This is a genomic window from Streptomyces sp. NPDC028314, from assembly GCF_055565795.1.
In genome coordinates this window covers 224,198-241,519 of the sequence record NZ_JBVHTP010000005.1, presented here as the reverse complement: position 1 = coordinate 241,519, position 17,322 = coordinate 224,198, and the positions used below count along the sequence as shown (strand labels likewise).

At 72.6% G+C, this 17,322-nt stretch carries 14 protein-coding genes; 9 read left to right on the top strand and 5 right to left on the bottom strand.

The features are described 5' to 3' along the window. Positions 1–7: 7 nt before the first annotated feature. The 6 genes from ligA (at position 8) to gatB (ending at position 8,753) form a co-directional block, all read left to right on the top strand. Positions 8–2,221, top strand: a complete 2,214-nt coding sequence (gene ligA / locus ACZ4TG_RS14540; protein ID WP_468162360.1) for an NAD-dependent DNA ligase LigA — start codon at positions 8–10, stop codon at positions 2,219–2,221. 387 nt (positions 2,222–2,608) lie between these two features. Further along, the gene (locus tag ACZ4TG_RS14535; RefSeq protein WP_468162358.1) at positions 2,609–4,807 is read left to right on the top strand and encodes a putative bifunctional diguanylate cyclase/phosphodiesterase; all 2,199 of its coding nucleotides are present in this window, start codon (positions 2,609–2,611) and stop codon (positions 4,805–4,807) included. A 374-nt stretch (positions 4,808–5,181) separates the two neighbouring features. Continuing rightward, positions 5,182–5,478, top strand: coding sequence for an Asp-tRNA(Asn)/Glu-tRNA(Gln) amidotransferase subunit GatC (gene gatC, locus ACZ4TG_RS14530; RefSeq protein WP_007266718.1), 297 nt, complete (start codon positions 5,182–5,184; stop codon positions 5,476–5,478). A 5-nt stretch (positions 5,479–5,483) separates the two neighbouring features. After that, positions 5,484–6,980: an Asp-tRNA(Asn)/Glu-tRNA(Gln) amidotransferase subunit GatA gene (gatA, locus tag ACZ4TG_RS14525; protein ID WP_468162356.1), complete on the top strand. Its 1,497-nt coding sequence runs from the start codon at positions 5,484–5,486 to the stop codon at positions 6,978–6,980. Next, entirely contained in the window at positions 6,977–7,222 is a 246-nt protein-coding gene (locus ACZ4TG_RS14520) for a hypothetical protein (protein WP_468162354.1), read from the top strand. The genes gatA and ACZ4TG_RS14520 overlap by 4 nt, the downstream gene beginning before the upstream one ends. 16 nt (positions 7,223–7,238) lie before the next feature. After that, positions 7,239–8,753, top strand: a complete 1,515-nt coding sequence (gatB, locus tag ACZ4TG_RS14515) for an Asp-tRNA(Asn)/Glu-tRNA(Gln) amidotransferase subunit GatB (protein WP_468162352.1) — start codon at positions 7,239–7,241, stop codon at positions 8,751–8,753. A 69-nt stretch (positions 8,754–8,822) separates the two neighbouring features. Here gatB and ACZ4TG_RS14510 read toward each other — a convergent pair whose 3' ends face one another. Then, positions 8,823–10,670: a protein kinase domain-containing protein gene (locus ACZ4TG_RS14510; RefSeq protein ID WP_468162350.1), complete on the bottom strand. Its 1,848-nt coding sequence runs from the start codon at positions 10,668–10,670 to the stop codon at positions 8,823–8,825. 212 nt (positions 10,671–10,882) lie between these two features. Here ACZ4TG_RS14510 and ACZ4TG_RS14505 point away from each other — a divergent pair, with 212 nt between their 5' ends. Continuing rightward, positions 10,883–11,692: an alpha/beta fold hydrolase gene (locus ACZ4TG_RS14505; protein ID WP_468162348.1), complete on the top strand. Its 810-nt coding sequence runs from the start codon at positions 10,883–10,885 to the stop codon at positions 11,690–11,692. Here ACZ4TG_RS14505 and ACZ4TG_RS14500 read toward each other — a convergent pair. Further along, positions 11,658–12,302 carry a GNAT family N-acetyltransferase gene (locus ACZ4TG_RS14500; protein WP_468162346.1) on the bottom strand — a complete coding sequence of 215 codons (645 nt, stop codon included), beginning with the start codon at positions 12,300–12,302 and terminating at the stop codon, positions 11,658–11,660. The genes ACZ4TG_RS14505 and ACZ4TG_RS14500 overlap by 35 nt on opposite strands. Further along, positions 12,299–14,428, bottom strand: a complete 2,130-nt coding sequence (locus ACZ4TG_RS14495; RefSeq protein WP_468162344.1) for a penicillin acylase family protein — start codon at positions 14,426–14,428, stop codon at positions 12,299–12,301. The genes ACZ4TG_RS14500 and ACZ4TG_RS14495 overlap by 4 nt, the downstream gene beginning before the upstream one ends. An 85-nt stretch (positions 14,429–14,513) precedes the next feature. On the opposite strand from ACZ4TG_RS14495, the gene ACZ4TG_RS14490 reads away from it, so the two are divergent. After that, entirely contained in the window at positions 14,514–15,254 is a 741-nt protein-coding gene (locus ACZ4TG_RS14490) for a siderophore-interacting protein (protein WP_468162342.1), read from the top strand. A gap of 25 nt (positions 15,255–15,279) precedes the next feature. Here the strand turns inward: ACZ4TG_RS14490 and ACZ4TG_RS14485 are convergent, their stop codons facing one another. Then, complete coding sequence (locus ACZ4TG_RS14485) at positions 15,280–15,786, bottom strand: DinB family protein (protein ID WP_468162340.1); 507 nt, start codon at positions 15,784–15,786, stop codon at positions 15,280–15,282. Between the two features lie 92 nt (positions 15,787–15,878). Beyond that, entirely contained in the window at positions 15,879–16,682 is an 804-nt protein-coding gene (locus tag ACZ4TG_RS14480) for a GNAT family N-acetyltransferase (RefSeq protein ID WP_468162710.1), read from the bottom strand. 59 nt (positions 16,683–16,741) lie between these two features. Here ACZ4TG_RS14480 and ACZ4TG_RS14475 point away from each other — a divergent pair, with 59 nt between their 5' ends. Beyond that, on the top strand, positions 16,742–17,134 hold the full coding sequence (locus ACZ4TG_RS14475; RefSeq protein ID WP_468162338.1) for a cupin domain-containing protein: 393 nt from the start codon (positions 16,742–16,744) through the stop codon (positions 17,132–17,134). Positions 17,135–17,322 lie beyond the last annotated feature (188 nt).

Here is a 17,322-nt window from a genome sequence, read left to right as displayed (position 1 = left end):
ACACGGCATGGCAGCCGAACAGAAGCAGGCCGACGGCGGGCCGGCAGTGCCGACGGCGGTGCGTGAGCAGCACGCGCTGCTCGCCGAGCAGGTCGAGGAGCACCGCTTCCGGTACTACGTGAACGACCAGCCGGTCGTCAGCGACGCCGAGTTCGACAAGCTGCTGCGCTCGCTGGAGGCACTGGAGGACCAGTACCCGGAGCTGCGCACCCCCGACTCGCCCACCCAGAAGGTGGCCGGGGCGTACGAGACGGACTTCGCCTCCGTCGAGCACCGTGAGCGGATGCTCTCCCTCGACAACGCCTTCGACGACGAGGAACTGGCGGCCTGGGCCGAGCGGGTGGCCCGGGACGCCGGCACCTCCGACTACCACTACCTGTGCGAGCTCAAGGTGGACGGCCTCGCCGTCAACCTCACCTACGAGCACGGCCGCCTCACCCGCGCCGCCACCCGCGGCGATGGCCGCACCGGCGAGGACATCACGCCCAACGTCCGCACCATCGCCGAGATCCCGGACCGGCTGGCCGGCGACCGGATCCCGGCCCTGGTCGAGATCCGCGGCGAGGTCTACTTCCCGATGGAGAAGTTCGAGGAGCTCAACGCGCGGCTCGTCGAGACCGAGGGCAAGCCCTTCGCCAACCCCCGCAACGCGGCCGCCGGTTCGCTGCGCCAGAAGGACCCGAAGGTCACAGCGAGCCGCCCGCTGCACATGGTGGTGCACGGCATCGGCGCACGCGAGGGCTTCGACATCGACAACCTCTCGCAGGCGTACGGACTCCTGCGCGAGTGGGGCCTGCCGACCGCCGGGCACAACAAGGTCGTCTCCTCCCTCGAAGAGGTCAGGGAGTTCATCGCCTACTACGGCGAGAACCGGCACTCCGTGGCACACGAGATCGACGGTGTCGTCGTCAAGCTCGACGAGATCCCGCTGCAGGGCCGGCTCGGCTCCACCGCCCGCGCCCCGCGCTGGGCGATCGCCTGGAAGTACGCGCCCGAAGAGGTCAACACCAAGCTGATCGACATCAAGGTCGGCGTCGGCCGCACCGGGCGCGTGACCCCGTACGCGCAGGTGGAGCCGGTGAAGGTGGCCGGTTCCGAGGTGGAGTTCGCGACCCTGCACAACCAGGAGGTCGTCAAGGCCAAGGGCGTGTTCATCGGGGACACCGTCGTCCTGCGCAAGGCGGGCGACGTCATCCCCGAGATCCTCGGCCCGGTGGTGGACCTGCGGGACGGCAGCGAGCGGGAGTTCGTGATGCCTGCCGAGTGCCCCGAGTGCGGGACGACGCTGCGCCCCATGAAGGAGGGGGACATCGACGTCCGGTGCCCCAACGCCCGGACCTGCCCCGCCCAGTTGCGCGAGCGGATCTTCTACCTCGCCGGCCGCCAGAGCCTCGACATCGAGAACTTCGGCATGGTCGCGGCGGCGGCGCTGACCGGCCCGCTGGAGCCGTCCCGGCCGCCGGTGCTGGACGAGGGCGACCTCTTCGGCCTGACCATCGAGCAGCTGCTGCCGATCAAGGCGTACGTACTCGACCCCGACAGCGGGCTTCCCAAGCGCGACCCCAAGACGGGCGAGGAGAAGATCGTCACGGTCTTCGCCAACCAGAAGGGCGAGCCGAAGAAGAACGCCCTGGCCATGCTGGAGAACATCGCGGCCGCCAAGGAGCGCCCGCTGGCCCGCATCATCAACGGCCTGTCGATCCGCCATGTGGGCCCGGTCGCGGCCGAGGCCCTGGCCCGCGAGTTCCGGTCCATCGACGCGATCCGAAAGGCCACGGAGGAACAGCTGACGGCCACCGACGGGGTCGGGGCCATCATCGCCGCCTCCCTCAAGGAGTGGTTCGCGGAGCCGTGGCACGAGGAGATCCTGCGCAAGTGGCGGGAAGCCGGCGTCCGGATGGAGGAGGAAGGTTCCGGCGAGGAGCAGGGTCCGAGGCCGCTGGAGGGCCTGACCGTCGTCGTCACCGGCACTTTGCAGAGCCACACCCGGGACGGCGCCAAGGAGGCCCTGCAGAGCCGCGGCGCCAAGGTCACCGGCTCCGTGTCGAAGAAGACCTCCTTCGTCGTGGTCGGCGAGAACCCAGGCTCCAAGTACGACAATGCCGTGAAGTTGAAGCTCTCGATCCTCGACGACGCAGGATTCGCGGTGCTGCTGGAACAGGGACCGGACGCGGCGCGTGCGGTGGCCCTCCCGGTGGACGGCCCCGCCGAAGCGGAGTAATGACCTGGGGGAAGCCCTTCCGGGGGAGTAGCGAAGGCGAACGGATGCGTGGCGTGCGGCCGTACGGGCGGGCGCACGCCGGGCGCGGCGGTCGGTGGCAAACGGCCGGTACAAGGCTGGTAGCAGGGCGGTGACCTGTCGGATCATCGGAGGGGTGACCGCCGGGGCCTGGTCCGAACTCACCCGTTCGGCGGATACCGTACTGATGAGGATGGCTGGGTCGCATTCGGGCAACCACCGCCGACCGCTGCCCCTGGGAGCCTCTCGCGTCCTACTGTTGAGGGGTGCGCCTGTCGTGCACGGCTGCGTGATGCGCTTCCAGCCGTGATGGCATGACATCGGGGCCATCGCGTGACATCGGCATCGCCGGCTGTGAGAGGGACGGGCATGAAACCCACCGAAAGCGCCGACCCGTCACCTGAATTCGGCGGGGACCCCCCGTCCATGCGGACGGGCCGGCTCGGAATCCTGGGTGCCAGGACACCGGAGACCCGCCCGCTCGAGACCTGTGCGGGCGGCACCGGACAGGGCGGCCGCACCGTGCTGCCCCTCGTCATCGTGGGCCTGTCCGTCGTGGTGCTGGCCGGCGGCATCGTCTCCGCGCTGACCGCCCGTCAAGCCCTCTTCCCCGGCGGCACGGTGGGCTGGGCGCTGGCCCTCCTCACCGGCATCATCGTCGGCCACCTCGTCGCCCTCGGGCGCGACCGCTGGTGGGGCGGCACCGGATCGGGCGCCGCGCTCACCCTCGGCGTGCTCATCCTCTACGGATGGGTCCCCGCCGGACTGGTGTCCCTGGCGGTGGTCTCGCTGGTCGGGGCCGCGCGCCGGCACCGCTGGCGGCAGGGCCTGCTGCACGGCTCCGTCGACATCCTCGGCATCGGCGCGGGGGCCCTCGTGCTGGCCGCCTTCGGAGACGGCCCGACCGTGGAAGCCCCCTGGCGGCCCGCCTCCTGGGGGGCCGGGGCGATCCCCGAGGTCATCCTCGTCGCCCTCGCCTACCTGCTCGTCACCCGGATCCTGCTGTGGTTCGCCCTGTCCCCGCCCGGCGGCGGACTGCCCACGGTGGCCCGTACCGCCCTGCTCCGGCAGGCGCTCGTCGCCGCCGCCCTGCTGGGGATCGCCCCGCTGATCTGCGTGGTCGCCAGTGCGCAGCCGGTGCTGCTGCCGCTGTTCGCCGTACCGCTCATCGCACTGGACTCCACCTTGTGGATCGCTCGGGCCCGGGCGGAGGAACAACTGCGCGACCCGCTGACCGGGCTGCCGAACCGGCAGTGGCTGCTGGAGCGGGCCTGGTCGGCGCTGGACGAGGCTGAACGTTTGGGCACCCGGTCAGCTCTTGTGCTGATCGACCTGGACCGCTTCCGGGCCGTCAACGACACCCTGGGCCACCTCGCCGGCGACCGGCTGCTCCTCCAGATCGCCGACCGGCTGCGCCAGGCGCTGCCCCAGGACGCCGAGGTAGCCCGGCTCGGCGGCGACGAGTTCGCCGTACTCCTGCCCGTCGCGGACTCCACGACCAGCGCCCAGCGCGTCGCCCGGCACCTGGTGGCCGAGCTCAGCTCCCCGCTCGACCTGGACGGGCTCACCCTCGTCCTGGAGGCCAGCGCCGGCCTCGCCGTCTTCCCCGACCACGCGCTGGACGCCGAGGGCCTGCTGCGGCGCGCCGACGTCGCCATGTACCAGGCGAAGCGGGACCGCACGGGCGTGGAGGTGTACGAGTCCAAGCGCGACAGCAACACGCCCGACCGGCTGGGCCTCCTCGGCGACCTGCGCCGCGCCCTGGACGCGGGCGAGGTGGAACTGCACTACCAGCCGAAGGTCCGCTTCGACGGGCAGGTGGCCGGGCTGGAGGCGCTCGTGCGCTGGGTGCACCCCGAGCGCGGCCGGGTCTCGCCGGACGAGTTCATCGCCATCGCGGAGACCTCGGGCCTGATGCCCCACCTGACCGAGTACGTACTGGAGACCGCGCTGGCGCAGGTCGCGCGGTGGCGCGCTCAGGGCCTGAAGGTCCCGGTCGCCGTCAACGTCTCGCCGCGCGACGTCCACACCCCCGGTTTCGCCGGAGCGGTGGCCGCCCGGCTGGCGCGGCACGGGGTCCCGGCGAGCGGGCTCCAGCTGGAGATAACGGAACACGTGCTGCTGGAGGACCCCCAGCGGGCGGCGGACACCATGGCCGGGCTGACGGGGCACGGGGTGAAGATGTCGCTGGACGACTTCGGCACCGGGTACTCCTCGCTCGTGCACCTGCGCCGGCTGCCGGTCAGCGAGCTGAAGATCGACCGCTCCTTCGTGGCACGCCTCGCGGTCGACGCGCAGGACGCGGAGATCGTCCGGTGCACCGTCGACCTGGCCCACTCGCTGGGTCTGCTCGTCGTCGCCGAGGGCGTGGAGGACGACGAGACGTGGGAGCGGCTGCGGGACCTCGGCTGCGACGCGGTACAGGGCTGGCTGGTCGCCGCCGCGATGCCCCCGCAGGAGGCCACGGCCTGGCTGCTCGCCCGCGGTGAGCGGGGCTGGCGGCGCCCGGCGGACATCACGGCGGAGCTCGCCGCGGCCGCCGCGGCGGCGGAGACCCAGGCCTCCTGACCCCGCCCCACCGGGACGGGTGGTTCCCGGGCCGCCCCCGCCGCTACCGCGGCCGCCGGGCCGCGCCGGGTGCGCCGCACCCTGACGGACCCCGCCGCGCCGGGCGGGGCGGCCCCGGCGGTTCGCGGGCCCGCCGCGTCCCCGCGCGCGCCATGTCAGTCCCCGGGGTGGGCCGCCCCAGGGCCCGGACGCGCCGCCTCAGCGCCGTCGGCGGTCGCCGCGGCGATCCGCGCCGGGCCCGGAAATCCCCGCCCGGCGGATCCCCGAAGGGCGCCCGGCGGCGCCGACCGGCAAACCGTTTCGTGGGTCGGGGCGCGGGCCCCATAGGATTGGGCCGGAAACCTACACACTCACCACCCCCAGAGGATCGCTGCATGCCTGGCATCACGCGCGAGGAGGTCGCCCACCTCGCTCGGCTGGCACGTCTGGAGCTGAAGAGCGAAGAGCTCGACCACTTCGCTGGACAGCTCGACGACATCATCGGCGCGGTCGCCCGCGTTTCCGAGGTCGCCGACCAAGACGTCCCGCCGACCTCCCACCCGCTGCCGCTGACGAACGTCATGCGCGCGGACGAGGTCCGTCCGTCGCTCACCCCCGAGCAGGCGCTTTCCGGCGCTCCCGCCCAGGAGCAGCAGCGTTTCAAGGTGCCGCAGATCCTGGGGGAGGACTAATCACCATGACTGACCAGATCATCAAGCTCACGGCCGCCGAGACCGCCGAGAAGATCGCCTCCGGCGAGCTCACGGCCGTCGAGGTCACCGAGGCCCACCTGGCCCGCATCGAGGCCGTCGACGAGAAGGTCCACGCCTTCCTGCACGTCGACCGCGACGGGGCCCTGGCCCAGGCGCGCGCCGTCGACGCGAAGCGCGCCGCGGGCGAGAAGCTCGGCCCGCTGGCCGGCGTACCGCTCGCGCTCAAGGACATCTTCACCACCGTCGGGGTTCCGACCACCGTCGGCTCGAAGATCCTCGAGGGCTGGATCCCGCCCTACGACGCCACCCTGACGCGCAGGCTCAAGGAAGCCGACGTCGTCATCCTCGGCAAGACCAACATGGACGAGTTCGCCATGGGGTCCTCCACCGAGAACAGCGCGTACGGCCCCACCGGCAACCCCTGGGACCTCACCCGCATCCCCGGCGGCTCCGGCGGCGGCTCCTCCGCGGCCCTGGCCTCGTACCAGGCGCCCCTCGCCATCGGCACGGACACCGGCGGCTCCATCCGCCAGCCCGCCGCCGTCACGGCCACCGTCGGCGTGAAGCCCACCTACGGCTCGGTCTCCCGCTACGGCATGGTGGCGTTCTCCTCGTCCCTCGACCAGGGCGGGCCCTGCGCCCGTACGGTCCTGGACGCCGCGCTGCTGCACGAGGTCATCGCCGGCCACGACCCGATGGACTCGACCTCCATCGACGCCCCGGTCCCGCCGGTCGTCGAGGCGGCCCGCAACGGCTCCGTCGCCGGCATGCGCGTCGGCGTGGTCAAGCAGTTCGCCGGTGAGGGCTACCAGGCCGGTGTCGTCCAGCGCTTCAACGAGTCGGTGGAGCTCCTCAAGGAGCTCGGCGCCGAGATCGTCGAGCTGGACTGCCCGTCCTTCGACCTCGCCATGGCCGCGTACTACCTGATCGCGCCGTCCGAGGCCTCCTCGAACCTGGCGCGCTTCGACGGCCTGCGCTACGGCCTGCGCGTCGGCGACGACGGCACCCTGTCCGCCGAGGACGTCACCGCCCTGACCCGCGAGGCCGGTTTCGGCGACGAGGTCAAGCGCCGCATCATCCTCGGCACGTACGCGCTCAGCTCCGGCTACTACGACGCGTACTACGGCTCCGCCCAGAAGGTCCGCACCCTCATCTCGCAGGACTTCGACAAGTCCTTCGAGAAGGTCGACGTGATCGTCTCCCCGACGACCCCGACCACCGCCTTCCCGATCGGTGAGCGCACCGACGACCCGCTGGCGATGTACCTCGCGGACCTGTGCACCATCCCGACCAACCTGGCCGGCAACTCCGCCATGTCGCTCCCCTGCGGCCTGGCACCGGAGGACGGTCTCCCGGTCGGGCTGCAGATCATCGCCCCGGCGATGAAGGACGACCGGCTGTACAAGGTCGGTGCCGCCGTCGAGGCCGCCTTCGTCGAGCGCTGGGGTCACCCGCTGCTTGAGGAGGCACCGTCGCTGTGAGCACCAGTGCACTGTCCAAGGCCAAGGGCTTCAAGAAGTCCAAGACCGGTACGTACCTGTCGATCGGCACCACCGCCTTCGGCGCCCTCGGCGTGATCAAGCAGGTCAAGAAGGCCCGCACCGAGCACGACATGCTGAAGCTCGTCGACGCCGCCGTGTCCGCCGCCGCCATCGTCACCGGCCTCGCGATCCTGTACCGCGAGCTGAAGCGCCTGGGCGACGACGACGTCCTGCTGGGCTGAGAGGGAAAGTTTCACCGTGACCACCTTCACCGAACTGCTGTCGTACGAGGACGCTCTCGCCTCGTACGACCCCGTCATGGGCCTTGAGGTCCATGTCGAGCTCGGCACCAAGACCAAGATGTTCTGCGGCTGCTCGACCGAGCTGGGCGCCGAGCCCAACTCGCAGACCTGCCCGGTCTGTCTCGGTCTGCCCGGCGCGCTGCCGGTCGTCAACGCGATCGGCATCGAGTCCGCGGTCAAGATCGGCCTCGCGCTGAACTGCGAGATCGCCGAGTGGTGCCGCTTCGCCCGGAAGAACTACTTCTATCCGGACATGCCGAAGAACTTCCAGACCTCCCAGTACGACGAGCCCATCGCCTTCAACGGCTTCCTGGACGTCCAGCTGGAGGACGGCGAGATCTTCCGCGTGGAGATCGAGCGCGCCCACATGGAGGAGGACACCGGCAAGTCGCTGCACGTCGGCGGTGCCACCGGCCGTATCCACGGCGCGTCCCACTCCCTGCTGGACTACAACCGCGCCGGCATCCCGCTCATCGAGATCGTCACCAAGCCGATCGAGGGCGCCGGCGAGCGGGCCCCCGAGGTCGCCAAGGCGTACGTCGCGGAGCTCCGCGAGGTCATCAAGGCGCTCGACGTGTCCGAGGCCCGGATGGACAAGGGCCAGATGCGCTGCGACGTGAACCTGTCGCTGCGTCCGAACGGCACCGAGAAGTTCGGTACCCGCTCGGAGACGAAGAACGTCAACTCCCTGCGCTCCGTCGAGCGTGCGGCACGCTACGAGATCCAGCGCCACGCGGCGGTGCTCTCGTCCGGCGGCACGATCGTGCAGGAGACCCGGCACTTCCACGAGGAGGACGGCTCCACCACGGCCGGCCGCATCAAGGACAACGCCGAGGACTACCGCTACTTCCCGGAGCCGGACCTGGTGCCCGTGGCCCCGGCCCGCGCCTGGGTCGAGGAGCTGCGGGGCGGTCTGCCCGAGATGCCGCGCGTGCGCCGCAACCGGCTCCGCGAGGAGTGGGGCGTGGGCGAGCACGACATGCAGTCGATCCTCAACGCGGGCGCGGTGGACTCCATCGTCGCCACCATCGAGGCGGGCGCCGACTCGGCCGCCGCGCGCAAGTGGTGGATGGGCGAGCTGGCCCGCAACGCCAACGAGCAGGGCGTCTCCGTCGACGAGCTGCCGATCACCCCGGCCCAGGTGGCCCGGGTCGCGGCGCTGGTCTCGGCGGGCGACCTGAATGACAAGCTGGCCCGCCAGGTCATCGAGGGAGTCCTCGCCGGCGAGGGCGACCCGGACGCGGTCGTCGACAAGCGCGGCCTGAAGGTCGTCTCGGACGAGGGCGCGCTGGGCGCGGCCGTGGACGAGGCCATCGCGGGCAACGCCGCCATCGCGGACAAGATCCGCGGCGGCAAGGTCGCGGCCGTGGGCGCCCTGGTCGGCGCGGTCATGAAGACCACCCGCGGCCAGGCCGACGCGGCGCGCGTCAAGGAGCTCATCCTGGAGCGCCTGGGCGTCTCCGAGGGCTGAGCCCGAAGGTCTCGTACAAGCGGTGGCCCGTACCCGGTTCTCGTACCGGTGCGGGCCACCGTCGTGTGGTCAGCGCTTGAGGACGGGGGCGGCGATGACCGCGTTCCCCGAGTCCTTGCAGGTGGTCTCCACCTTCAGGCGCAGGCGCAGGGCTCCCTTGATGTCCAGGGACTTGGTGACGGGCCTGCCCAGGTGGACCTGCTCGGAGAAGAGCGCGGGCCGGTCGTCCACGGAGATGGTCACGCGGGCCTGCTCCGCGGTCGAGCCGTCGTCGACGCCCGCCGTGAAGTCCAGCGCGGACCAGGCCCGGTTCACGTCGTACTCGGTGGTCGCACCGTAGTAGCAGCTCCCCACGAGGGCCGTGCCGTACTCCTTGGTGTTGAGCTTGGCGGGAGCGACCTCGAAGCCGTGGCCCTCGCCGACCGTCGACAGGACGGTCAGATCGGCCTCGTTGGTGTCCTTCACGGCCCCGGGCGCCGAAGGGCTGGGGGAGGCGTCCGAACCATCGGATTCCGTGGGTGCGGGGTCGTCCGCCGTGGGGTCCGCGGAGGGCGATTCGGACGAGTCCGCGGACGAGTCCCCGGACGGTGTCTCCGACGGGGCGCCCACCCCGGCGGGCTTGTCCCCACCCGCGGTGTCGCCCTTGCCGTCATCGTCAGCGAGCAGCTTGACGCCGACCACGGCCCCGGCGGCCAGCAGTACGACCGCCAGTGCGGCCGCGAGGACCACCGGACCGCGCCGCCGCTCGCGCCCCGGCCGGGCGGCGGTGGGCGCGGTGGGCGCGGTGGGGGCGCTGGGCGTGGCGGGCGTGGGGGGCGCCCCCTCCCGGTGCAGGGCCGGCTCGGTGCGAGCGGGTCCCGGGGTGTCCGCCCGCGCGGGCGGGTAGGCGGGGGCCGGCGCCGGGTGCGGGGCCCGGGCGGCCGGCTCCGTGGACGGCGGCGTCGGGAGTGGCGTCGGGCGCGGCGTCGGGATCAGCGTCGGGATCGGCGGTGGGAGCAGCGGCTGGGGCGGCGCCACGCGGAAGGGCTGAACGGGCGGCGGGGGCGGGGCGTCCCGTACGCGCTGCGCGGCGGAAGCGGTGGTGGACACCACCCCCTGGCGGACGTCCTTCACCCAGCCGGCCAGGCTGACCGGCCGATCGGCGGCTTCGCCCGAGCAGATCGCCGCGATCCGGGACCGCTGCTCCGCGTCCAGCGCGGCGATCTCCGGCAGCTCGGTCAGGGCCAGGGCCAGCTGCTTCGGTTCCGAGGGCGGCGACTGGCCGCTGAGCAGGAAGTACGCGATCGCCCCGAAGGCGTACCGGTCCGTGCCCGGGGTCCGCTTCCCGTAGAGGACCTCCGGCGCCGCGTATCCGGGGGTGAACCAGACCTCGGCCGTCTGGTGGTCGGCGGTCAGCTTGCTCAGCCCGAAGTCGACCAGGGTGGCCTGCCCATGGGCGTCGACCATCACATTGCCGGGTGACAGGTCACCGTGGATCACCTGGCGGCCCGACGGGGTCGCCTTCCCCGAGTGCAGCCAGTCCAGTACGTCGGCCAGCTGCTCCAGCGTCCGCATCACCTCGCGCCGCTCGGAGGCGCCGACGAGGGTCCGTTCGGCCCGCCAGTCCCGCAGGTCGAGGCCGTCGACATGGTTCATGACGAGCACCAGCGACCGCCCGCTCAGGGTCTCGGACTCGCCGGGCCGGTGGATCGGCGGCCCCTCGAAGTGCTCGCGGACGCCCACGACCCCCGGGCGGTGCACGAACCGCAGCAGCTCCGCCTGCTCGTTCCACTTCTTGCTGATCCGGTGGAACACGTCGGGCGTGATGGTGGTCTGGGAGTCGAGCACCTTGACGACCACCGGTTCGGTCCCGCCGGCCAGTTCGATCTCCGCGAGATAGAGAACGGCCTCTCCGCCGCGCCCGATCGAACGGAGCAACCGGTAGCGGTCCGCTGCCCCATCCGGTCCGATGAACAGATTTTGGCTGGTCAATTTCCCCCCAGCGCAGTTGAGTTGAGTGGCCATCAGCTTCCAGCCAGTTGGCCGGTCCGGTCAATCGGAATGGGAGATCAGGGTTTCTGTAGCGATCGTTCGTTAAATCGGATACGGTTCTTTCTGTAGCGACCGATAGAGAAAGCAGGGGGTTCCGCATGACCGCCGCCACGTCCCACTCCGCCCGCGCCGCCCACGCCCGCACGGTCCGCAAGGAGAGCGGCGGCCCCGGCCTGCTGCTCGCCCACGGCGCCGGCGGCTCGGTGGAGGCCAACTTCGGGCCGATCCTCGACGAGCTGGCCGCCGTGTACAGCGTCGTCGGCGTGGACTACCCCGGTGCGGGCGGCACGCCGCGGGCCGGGGTACCGCTCGAACTCGACGCGCTGGCGGACCGGTTGGTGGCCGCCGCCGATGCCGAGGGGCTGGAGCGGTTCGCCGTGCTGGGGTACTCGCTCGGCGGGAACGTCGCCGTCCGCATCGCCACCCGGTATCCCGAGCGGGTCACCGCGCTCGTCCTCACCGCGAGCTTCGCGCGGGCCGGCCACCGCTTCGGGCTGATCTCCGAGCTATGGGCCGAGCTGGGCCGGCGCGGTGAGAACGAGCTGCTCGCGCGGCTCCTCGTACCCCTCGTGCTCGGCGAGGAGCAGCTGGAGGGGCTCGGCCCCGAGCAGGTGGAGGCCGTGGTGCGGGCAACCTCGGCCACCGTGCCGCCCGGGAGCGGGGACCAGGCCGCGCTCATCAAGGGCGCCGATCTGCGCGAGGAGCTCGCGCGGATCGGCGTACCCGTACGGGTCGTCGTGACGACCCGGGACCGGCTGGTGCCCGTCCGCGTTCAGCGGGAGCTGGCGGCCGCGCTGCCGGGCGCCGAGATCGTGGAACTGCCCACCGGGCACCTCCCGTTCGCCGAGCGCCCGGCCGAGTGGGCGGCGCTGGTCACCCGTTTTCCGGCAGCGGCACGGGGGCGCTGAGGAAGGCCAGCCGGGCCGGCTTGGCCGGCAGGTACACCTCGGGCAGGTCGATCTCCGGCAGCTCGACCTCCGGACCCAGCACGAAGCCCGTGCGCACCAGGCGGGCGATGGCCTTCTCGTTGCGGGCGTCGGGCTCGGCGACCACGCGGCGGGTGCGGCCGTCGGAGAAGACGAACGACATGAAGGCCGTCATCAGGGCCGCGCTGAAGCCGCGTTCCGCCGGCCCCTGGGTGGGGCCGATCAGCAGGTGCACGCCGGTGTCGCCCGGCTGGACCTCGTAGCACTCGCTGACGCGGTCCTCGGCGCAGTCGTACGTCTGGAAGAGCCCGACCGGCTCGCCCTCGCGGCTGACGATGAAAGCGTGGTGGGTCGTGCGTCTGTCGACGTCCTCGTAGATCTCCTGGACCAGCTCGCGGCTGGCCTCGCCCATGCCCCAGAAGCGGGCCCGCTCCTGGGTGACCCAGCCGTGGATCAGGGCGGAGTCGGCGGCGGGGTCGACGGGGGTGATGGTGACCGCGCCGAAGCCCTCGACGAGGTGGGTGTGCACGGGCCGGCGGGCGGAGGCGGCGGATGCGGCGGATACGGGGGAGGCGGGGGATGCGGTGGTCATGCGGAGGATTCCTTCGTGAGCCGGGTCCAGTCGGTGACGACCGGTACGAGTTCGCAGCGCGCCCACAGGGCGAGCTGGTCGCGGTGGTGGGGGGAACCGGTGACGCCGTCCGCACCCAGCGGGACCGCCCAGAGGCTGTCCTCCCGCCGGGCCAGGTCCCATACGTAACGGGCCGCCGAGGCGCGGGCGGCGAGGTCCGTGAATCCGGGCACGGACGAGGTCGCGTTCACGCAGTCGTGGTCGCCGCCGAGGCCGGGCCACTCGGCGTCCGGGTCCGGCAGCGCCGCCCAGGGGGCGAGCCGGTGGACCTGCGACCACGGGGTGTCGGGGGTCTGCGCGGCCGCGGTGTCCTCCAGGGCGGCCCGTACGTGGGCCACCCGGTCCAGGCCGGGCAGGAGAGCGGTGGTCAGCAGCCCTTCGAGGGCGTAGCCGACCCGCGGGACCAGGTACAGCCAGGGGTGGAACACCTCCGGACCGCCCGGCGCAGCCGCCAGCCCGGCGAGGGCGGGGTCCGCGGCGAAGCGGCGTACGGTCGCGGTCCGGAAGGCCGAGAAGACGGTGGCGTCGGTGCTGTCGGCCGCCATGTGGCGGTCCCACGCGAGCAGTCGGGCGCGCAGCGCCTCGGCGGCGGGGGAGAGGTCCGCGAGGCCGGGCAGCAGGTCGAGCAGGGGCGCGGCGGAAGCCAGATGCGTGTCCCCGTGTACGTCGGCCATCGCCTTCGGGGACCAGTCGGCGGACCCGGAGAGCAGCTCGCGGATCCGGTTGGCGCGGTGCGGGGGCGCGAACTCCACGCCGAGCGGGGAGGCGATGCCGCGGGCGTTGGCCATGACGGCGAAGCCCTGCACCGGCTCGACCGGGGTCTCGGCCCAGCCCTGCCAGGCGTGGCGCGGGTCCCACGCGGGCACGGGGCGCAGCCGGTTGGCGCGGTCGCGCAGCGGGACGGCGCCGGCCACGCGGTGCAGCAGGCCGCCCTGGGTGTCGGCGGCGTGGACGACGTTGACGGGCTCGGCCCAGCCGTCGAGCGCGCGGTCGATGTCGGCCACGGTCCGGGCGCGCAGCAGGGCGGGGAGGACGGCGAAGCCGAGGTCGCGCCGGACGCGGGGCGGGTAGCGCAGGGAGAGGGTCTGGTCCGCCGTGTCCGTGTGGGTGATCACCGGGCCGCGCGCGGTCTCCAGGACCTCGACGTCGACCGGGTCCGCGCCGGCGACGGTGATGGTCTCGGTGTGCCGGTGGACGGGCTCCCAGACGCCGTCCGGACCCAGGGCCTCCACGCCGTCGCCGTCCGCCGCGGGGCGCAACCGCTCGACGTACAGGTCCTGGTAGTCGGCCATCGCGTTGGTGATCGCCCAGGCGGCGCTGCCGGTGTGCCCGAAGTGGCCGAGGCCGGGGATGCCGGGGACGGCCAGGCCGAGCACGTCGTACTCGGGGCAGGAGAGACGTATCTGCTGGTAGACGCCCGGGTCCTCGATGAACCGGTGCGGGTCGCCCGCGATGATCGCCGCGCCGGTGCCGGTGCGGTCGCCGGGGACCAGCCAGCCGTTGCTGCCGGCGGTGCCGGGGCCGTCGGTGGCGAAGAGGGTGACCGCCTCCTCGCCGAGGGCGCGGGCGACGCGTTCGCGCCAGAGCTTGGTGGCGAAGCCGGCGAAGAGGATGTGGGTGGCGATCCAGATGGAGAGCGGGACCCACGGCTCCCAGGGGGCTGGGGCGTGCCCGGTGCGCGCGAAGCGCTCGTCGCGGAGGGCGCCTTCGGCCAGACCGTCGTTGACGCCGTCCACGTACGCCCGCACCCAGGCCGCCGTCTGCGGATCCAGGGCCTCGTGGCAGCGGCGGGCGGTGTCGTCGAGGCGGGCCTGGCGGGCGAACCGGTCCCAGGCCACGGCGTCCGCGCCGAGCACGGCGGCGCTGGAGCCCTGGGCGCGCAGGCGCTCGACCTCCAGCTGCCAGGCGCGGTCGAGGGCGGTCACGCGACCCTGGGCGTAGGAGAGTCGGAGTGCGTCGGACGCGCGGAGGTGGGGGATGCCCCAGCCGTCGCGGAAGACCGCATACTCGTCGGTGGCGTCCGCGCCGTCCGTGGCGTCCGTCGTGGTCCCGCTGTTCACACTGCTCACACTCTTCCCCAAGTGCATTAGGTTAGGCTGACCTAACTATAGGGCCGAAAATACACGCCGACGGCGGCGGGTGGCGCGCATTCAGGGGAAGGGGTGGCCGGGCATGGCCGTTGTGAAGGGCTGGGAGGGTGTCGTCCTCAAGCTCATGCGGGGCAAGGACTTCACGTTCACCGTGACGGGGGCGGAAGACGTCACGGCGAACTACCGGCGCGTGCACCTGTCCGACGGCGGGCTGCTGGCAGCGGTCGGGGATTCCCTCCACCCCACGATGTGGGTACGGCTGTGGTTCCAGGACGGCGGCAAGCCGCACCAGCGCGCCTACACCCTCGTCGACCCGGATCCGGCGGCGGGCACCTTCAGCCTGGAGTTCGCCCTGCACGACGGGGTGGCCAGCGACTGGGCGCGGGCCGCCGAGCCCGGCGCCACCGTCGAGGCCACCGTCCAGGGCACCGGCTTCACCGCCCCCGCCCCGGCTCCCGAACGCCTGCTGGTGATCGGCGACCCGGCCTCCCTGCCGGCCATCAACTCCCTGCTGGACGCCTACCCGCAGACCCCGGCCACCATCTGGTTCGAGACCCAGCACGGGTCCGACGCCGAGCTGCCCCTGCGCCTGGACACCGCCCGGCACGACATCCGCCGGGCCGAACGCGGAGCGGCCGGCGGGGCGACCCTGGTCGACCAGGTCAAGGCGCAGCTGCCGGAGCTGGTGGAGGACCCCGCCTCGGCCTACGTGTGGCTGGCCTGTGACGCGGCGACTACCCGCACCCTGACGGCGTACCTGCGCAAGGACCTGGCCCTGCCGAAGCAGCGGGTCAACGGCCTGGGGTACTGGCGCGCGGCCTGAGGCGGCTCGGGCGGCCGCCGGGCGGTCAGGCGCCCACGGTGCCGTCGATGGCCTCGCGGAGGAAGTCGGCGTGGCCGTTGTGGCGCGCGTACTCGTGGATCATGTGCAGCATCACGAAGCGGGCCGAGACCTCCTGCTCCCACCGGGGCACGTAAGCCGCGTCATCGAGGGACTCCAGCGCGGCCTCGATGCCGCGGGAGTGCTCGACCTCGGCCTGCCACGCCGCGAAGCCCTCCGCGGTGCTCGCGCCGGTGGTGTCGTAGGCGGCCTGGAAGTCCTGCCGGTCGGACCACACGTGCGGGACGTCCGCCCCGCCTCCGCCCAGGGTGCGGCGGAACCAGTGCCGCTCGACCTCGGCCATGTGCCGGACCAGGCCCAGCAGGGACAGGGTGGACGGCGGGGACGACCGCCGGTGCAGCTCCTCGTCGGTGAGGCCCTCGCACTTCATCGCGAGGGTGGCGCGGTGGAAGTCCAGGTAGGCGCGGAGGGTTTCGCGTTCGGCCCCGGTCGTGGGCGGTCCTGTGCGTTTCATGCACACGATCTTGCCCGCCCGTCCCCCCGGCCGGAAGACCCTCGCCGCCGCCCGGTTCCAGCCGGCGGCGGCCTGCGCGGACGGGCCCCGGGCTACCCCTGCCAGACGTACGGCACCGTCACCCCCAGCACCTCGAACCCCAGCCGCTCCAGGATCGGGCGGCTGTCGTCGCTCGCGTCGACCTGGAGGTAGTCGATGCCGCGGGCCGCCGCCACGCGGGCGCGGTGGGCGACCAGGAGGCGGTAGATGCCGCGCCCGCGCCACCGCGGGTCCGTGCCGCCGCCCCAGAGGCCGGCGAAGGAGGCTCCCCGGGGCATTTCCATCCGGGCCGCGCTGACCGGGGTGTCGCCCGCCATCGCCAGGACCGCCTCGATGGTGTCCGGGGCGTCCCTCAGCATGCTGAGCATCTGCTCCCGGATGCGCGGGCGCTCGGTGCCGAAGGCCCGCGCGTGGGCCTCCATCATCAGGTCCACCCCCGCCTCGTCCGTCACCACCCGCAGGGTGATCCCCTCCGGCGGTTCCACGGGCAGGGCCGCGAGGTCGGCCGTCCGCGCCACCAGGAGCGTCTCGGGCGGCTCCGGTACGAACCCCGCCGCGCGCAGCCGCTGTCCGAGGTCCGCCGGGCGGTCGTAGTCGTACAGCTTCCACTCGAAGTCCGCCGGCTCGCCGGCCGCCGCCCGCCCCGAGTAGTACGCGATCTGCGCCGCGATCTCCGCGTCCGCGGTCTCCTCGTCGAGGTCCGACCAGAGCACGCCGTTCCAGCCGAGGCCGGGCACGGTCTGCCGTACGACCGCGCCCACCTCCTCCACGCGCGCCTGGGCCGCGTCGGGCTGCGCGCCGCGGCGCATCTGGGCGTCGTAACGCGCCCGTACCCTCAGTCGTTCATCCGGTTCCATGCTCATCGGGCCAGCCCACCAGCGCCGACGGGCATGCACAACTGCATTAATCTCACCCCGTGAACGACGACTCCGCCATCTACACCGGCAAGGCCGGCCCCGACGCCGCGGCCGACCGCGGCTGGCTCCTCGGCCACTTCAAGAACCCCGGCGATCCCCGGCACAGCGAGGACGTGGAGATCAAGTGGGGCGTCCACCCCAAGGGCGACGAGCGGGCGCGGTGGGTGACCGGCGAGGAGCGGACCGCCCTCCAGGTGCTGATCAGCGGCCGCTTCCGGCTGGAGTTCCCCGGCCGCACCGTGGTCCTCGCCGAGCAGGGTGACTACGTGGTCTGGGGGCGCGGCGTCGACCACTCCTGGTTCGCGGAGGAGGACGCGGTGGTGCTCACCGTCCGCTGGCCCTCGATCCCCGGCTACCGCGCCGAGGGGACCTCCGACGGGCCGTCCGCCTGACGTGGGTCCCGAATTCCCGCGACCGCTGTGACGATGCACACGAAAGGGGCCAACGATCACGAATCGCTGAGATCGTGGTAGGTGCAGGAGTAGAGGTGTAGACCAATTGTCGGTCCGGGTGACCCCCAGGACACCGGCCGGTCCGCACGCGTTCAAGTGTTCTTTGCGACGGGCCGTCTCCCGGTAAA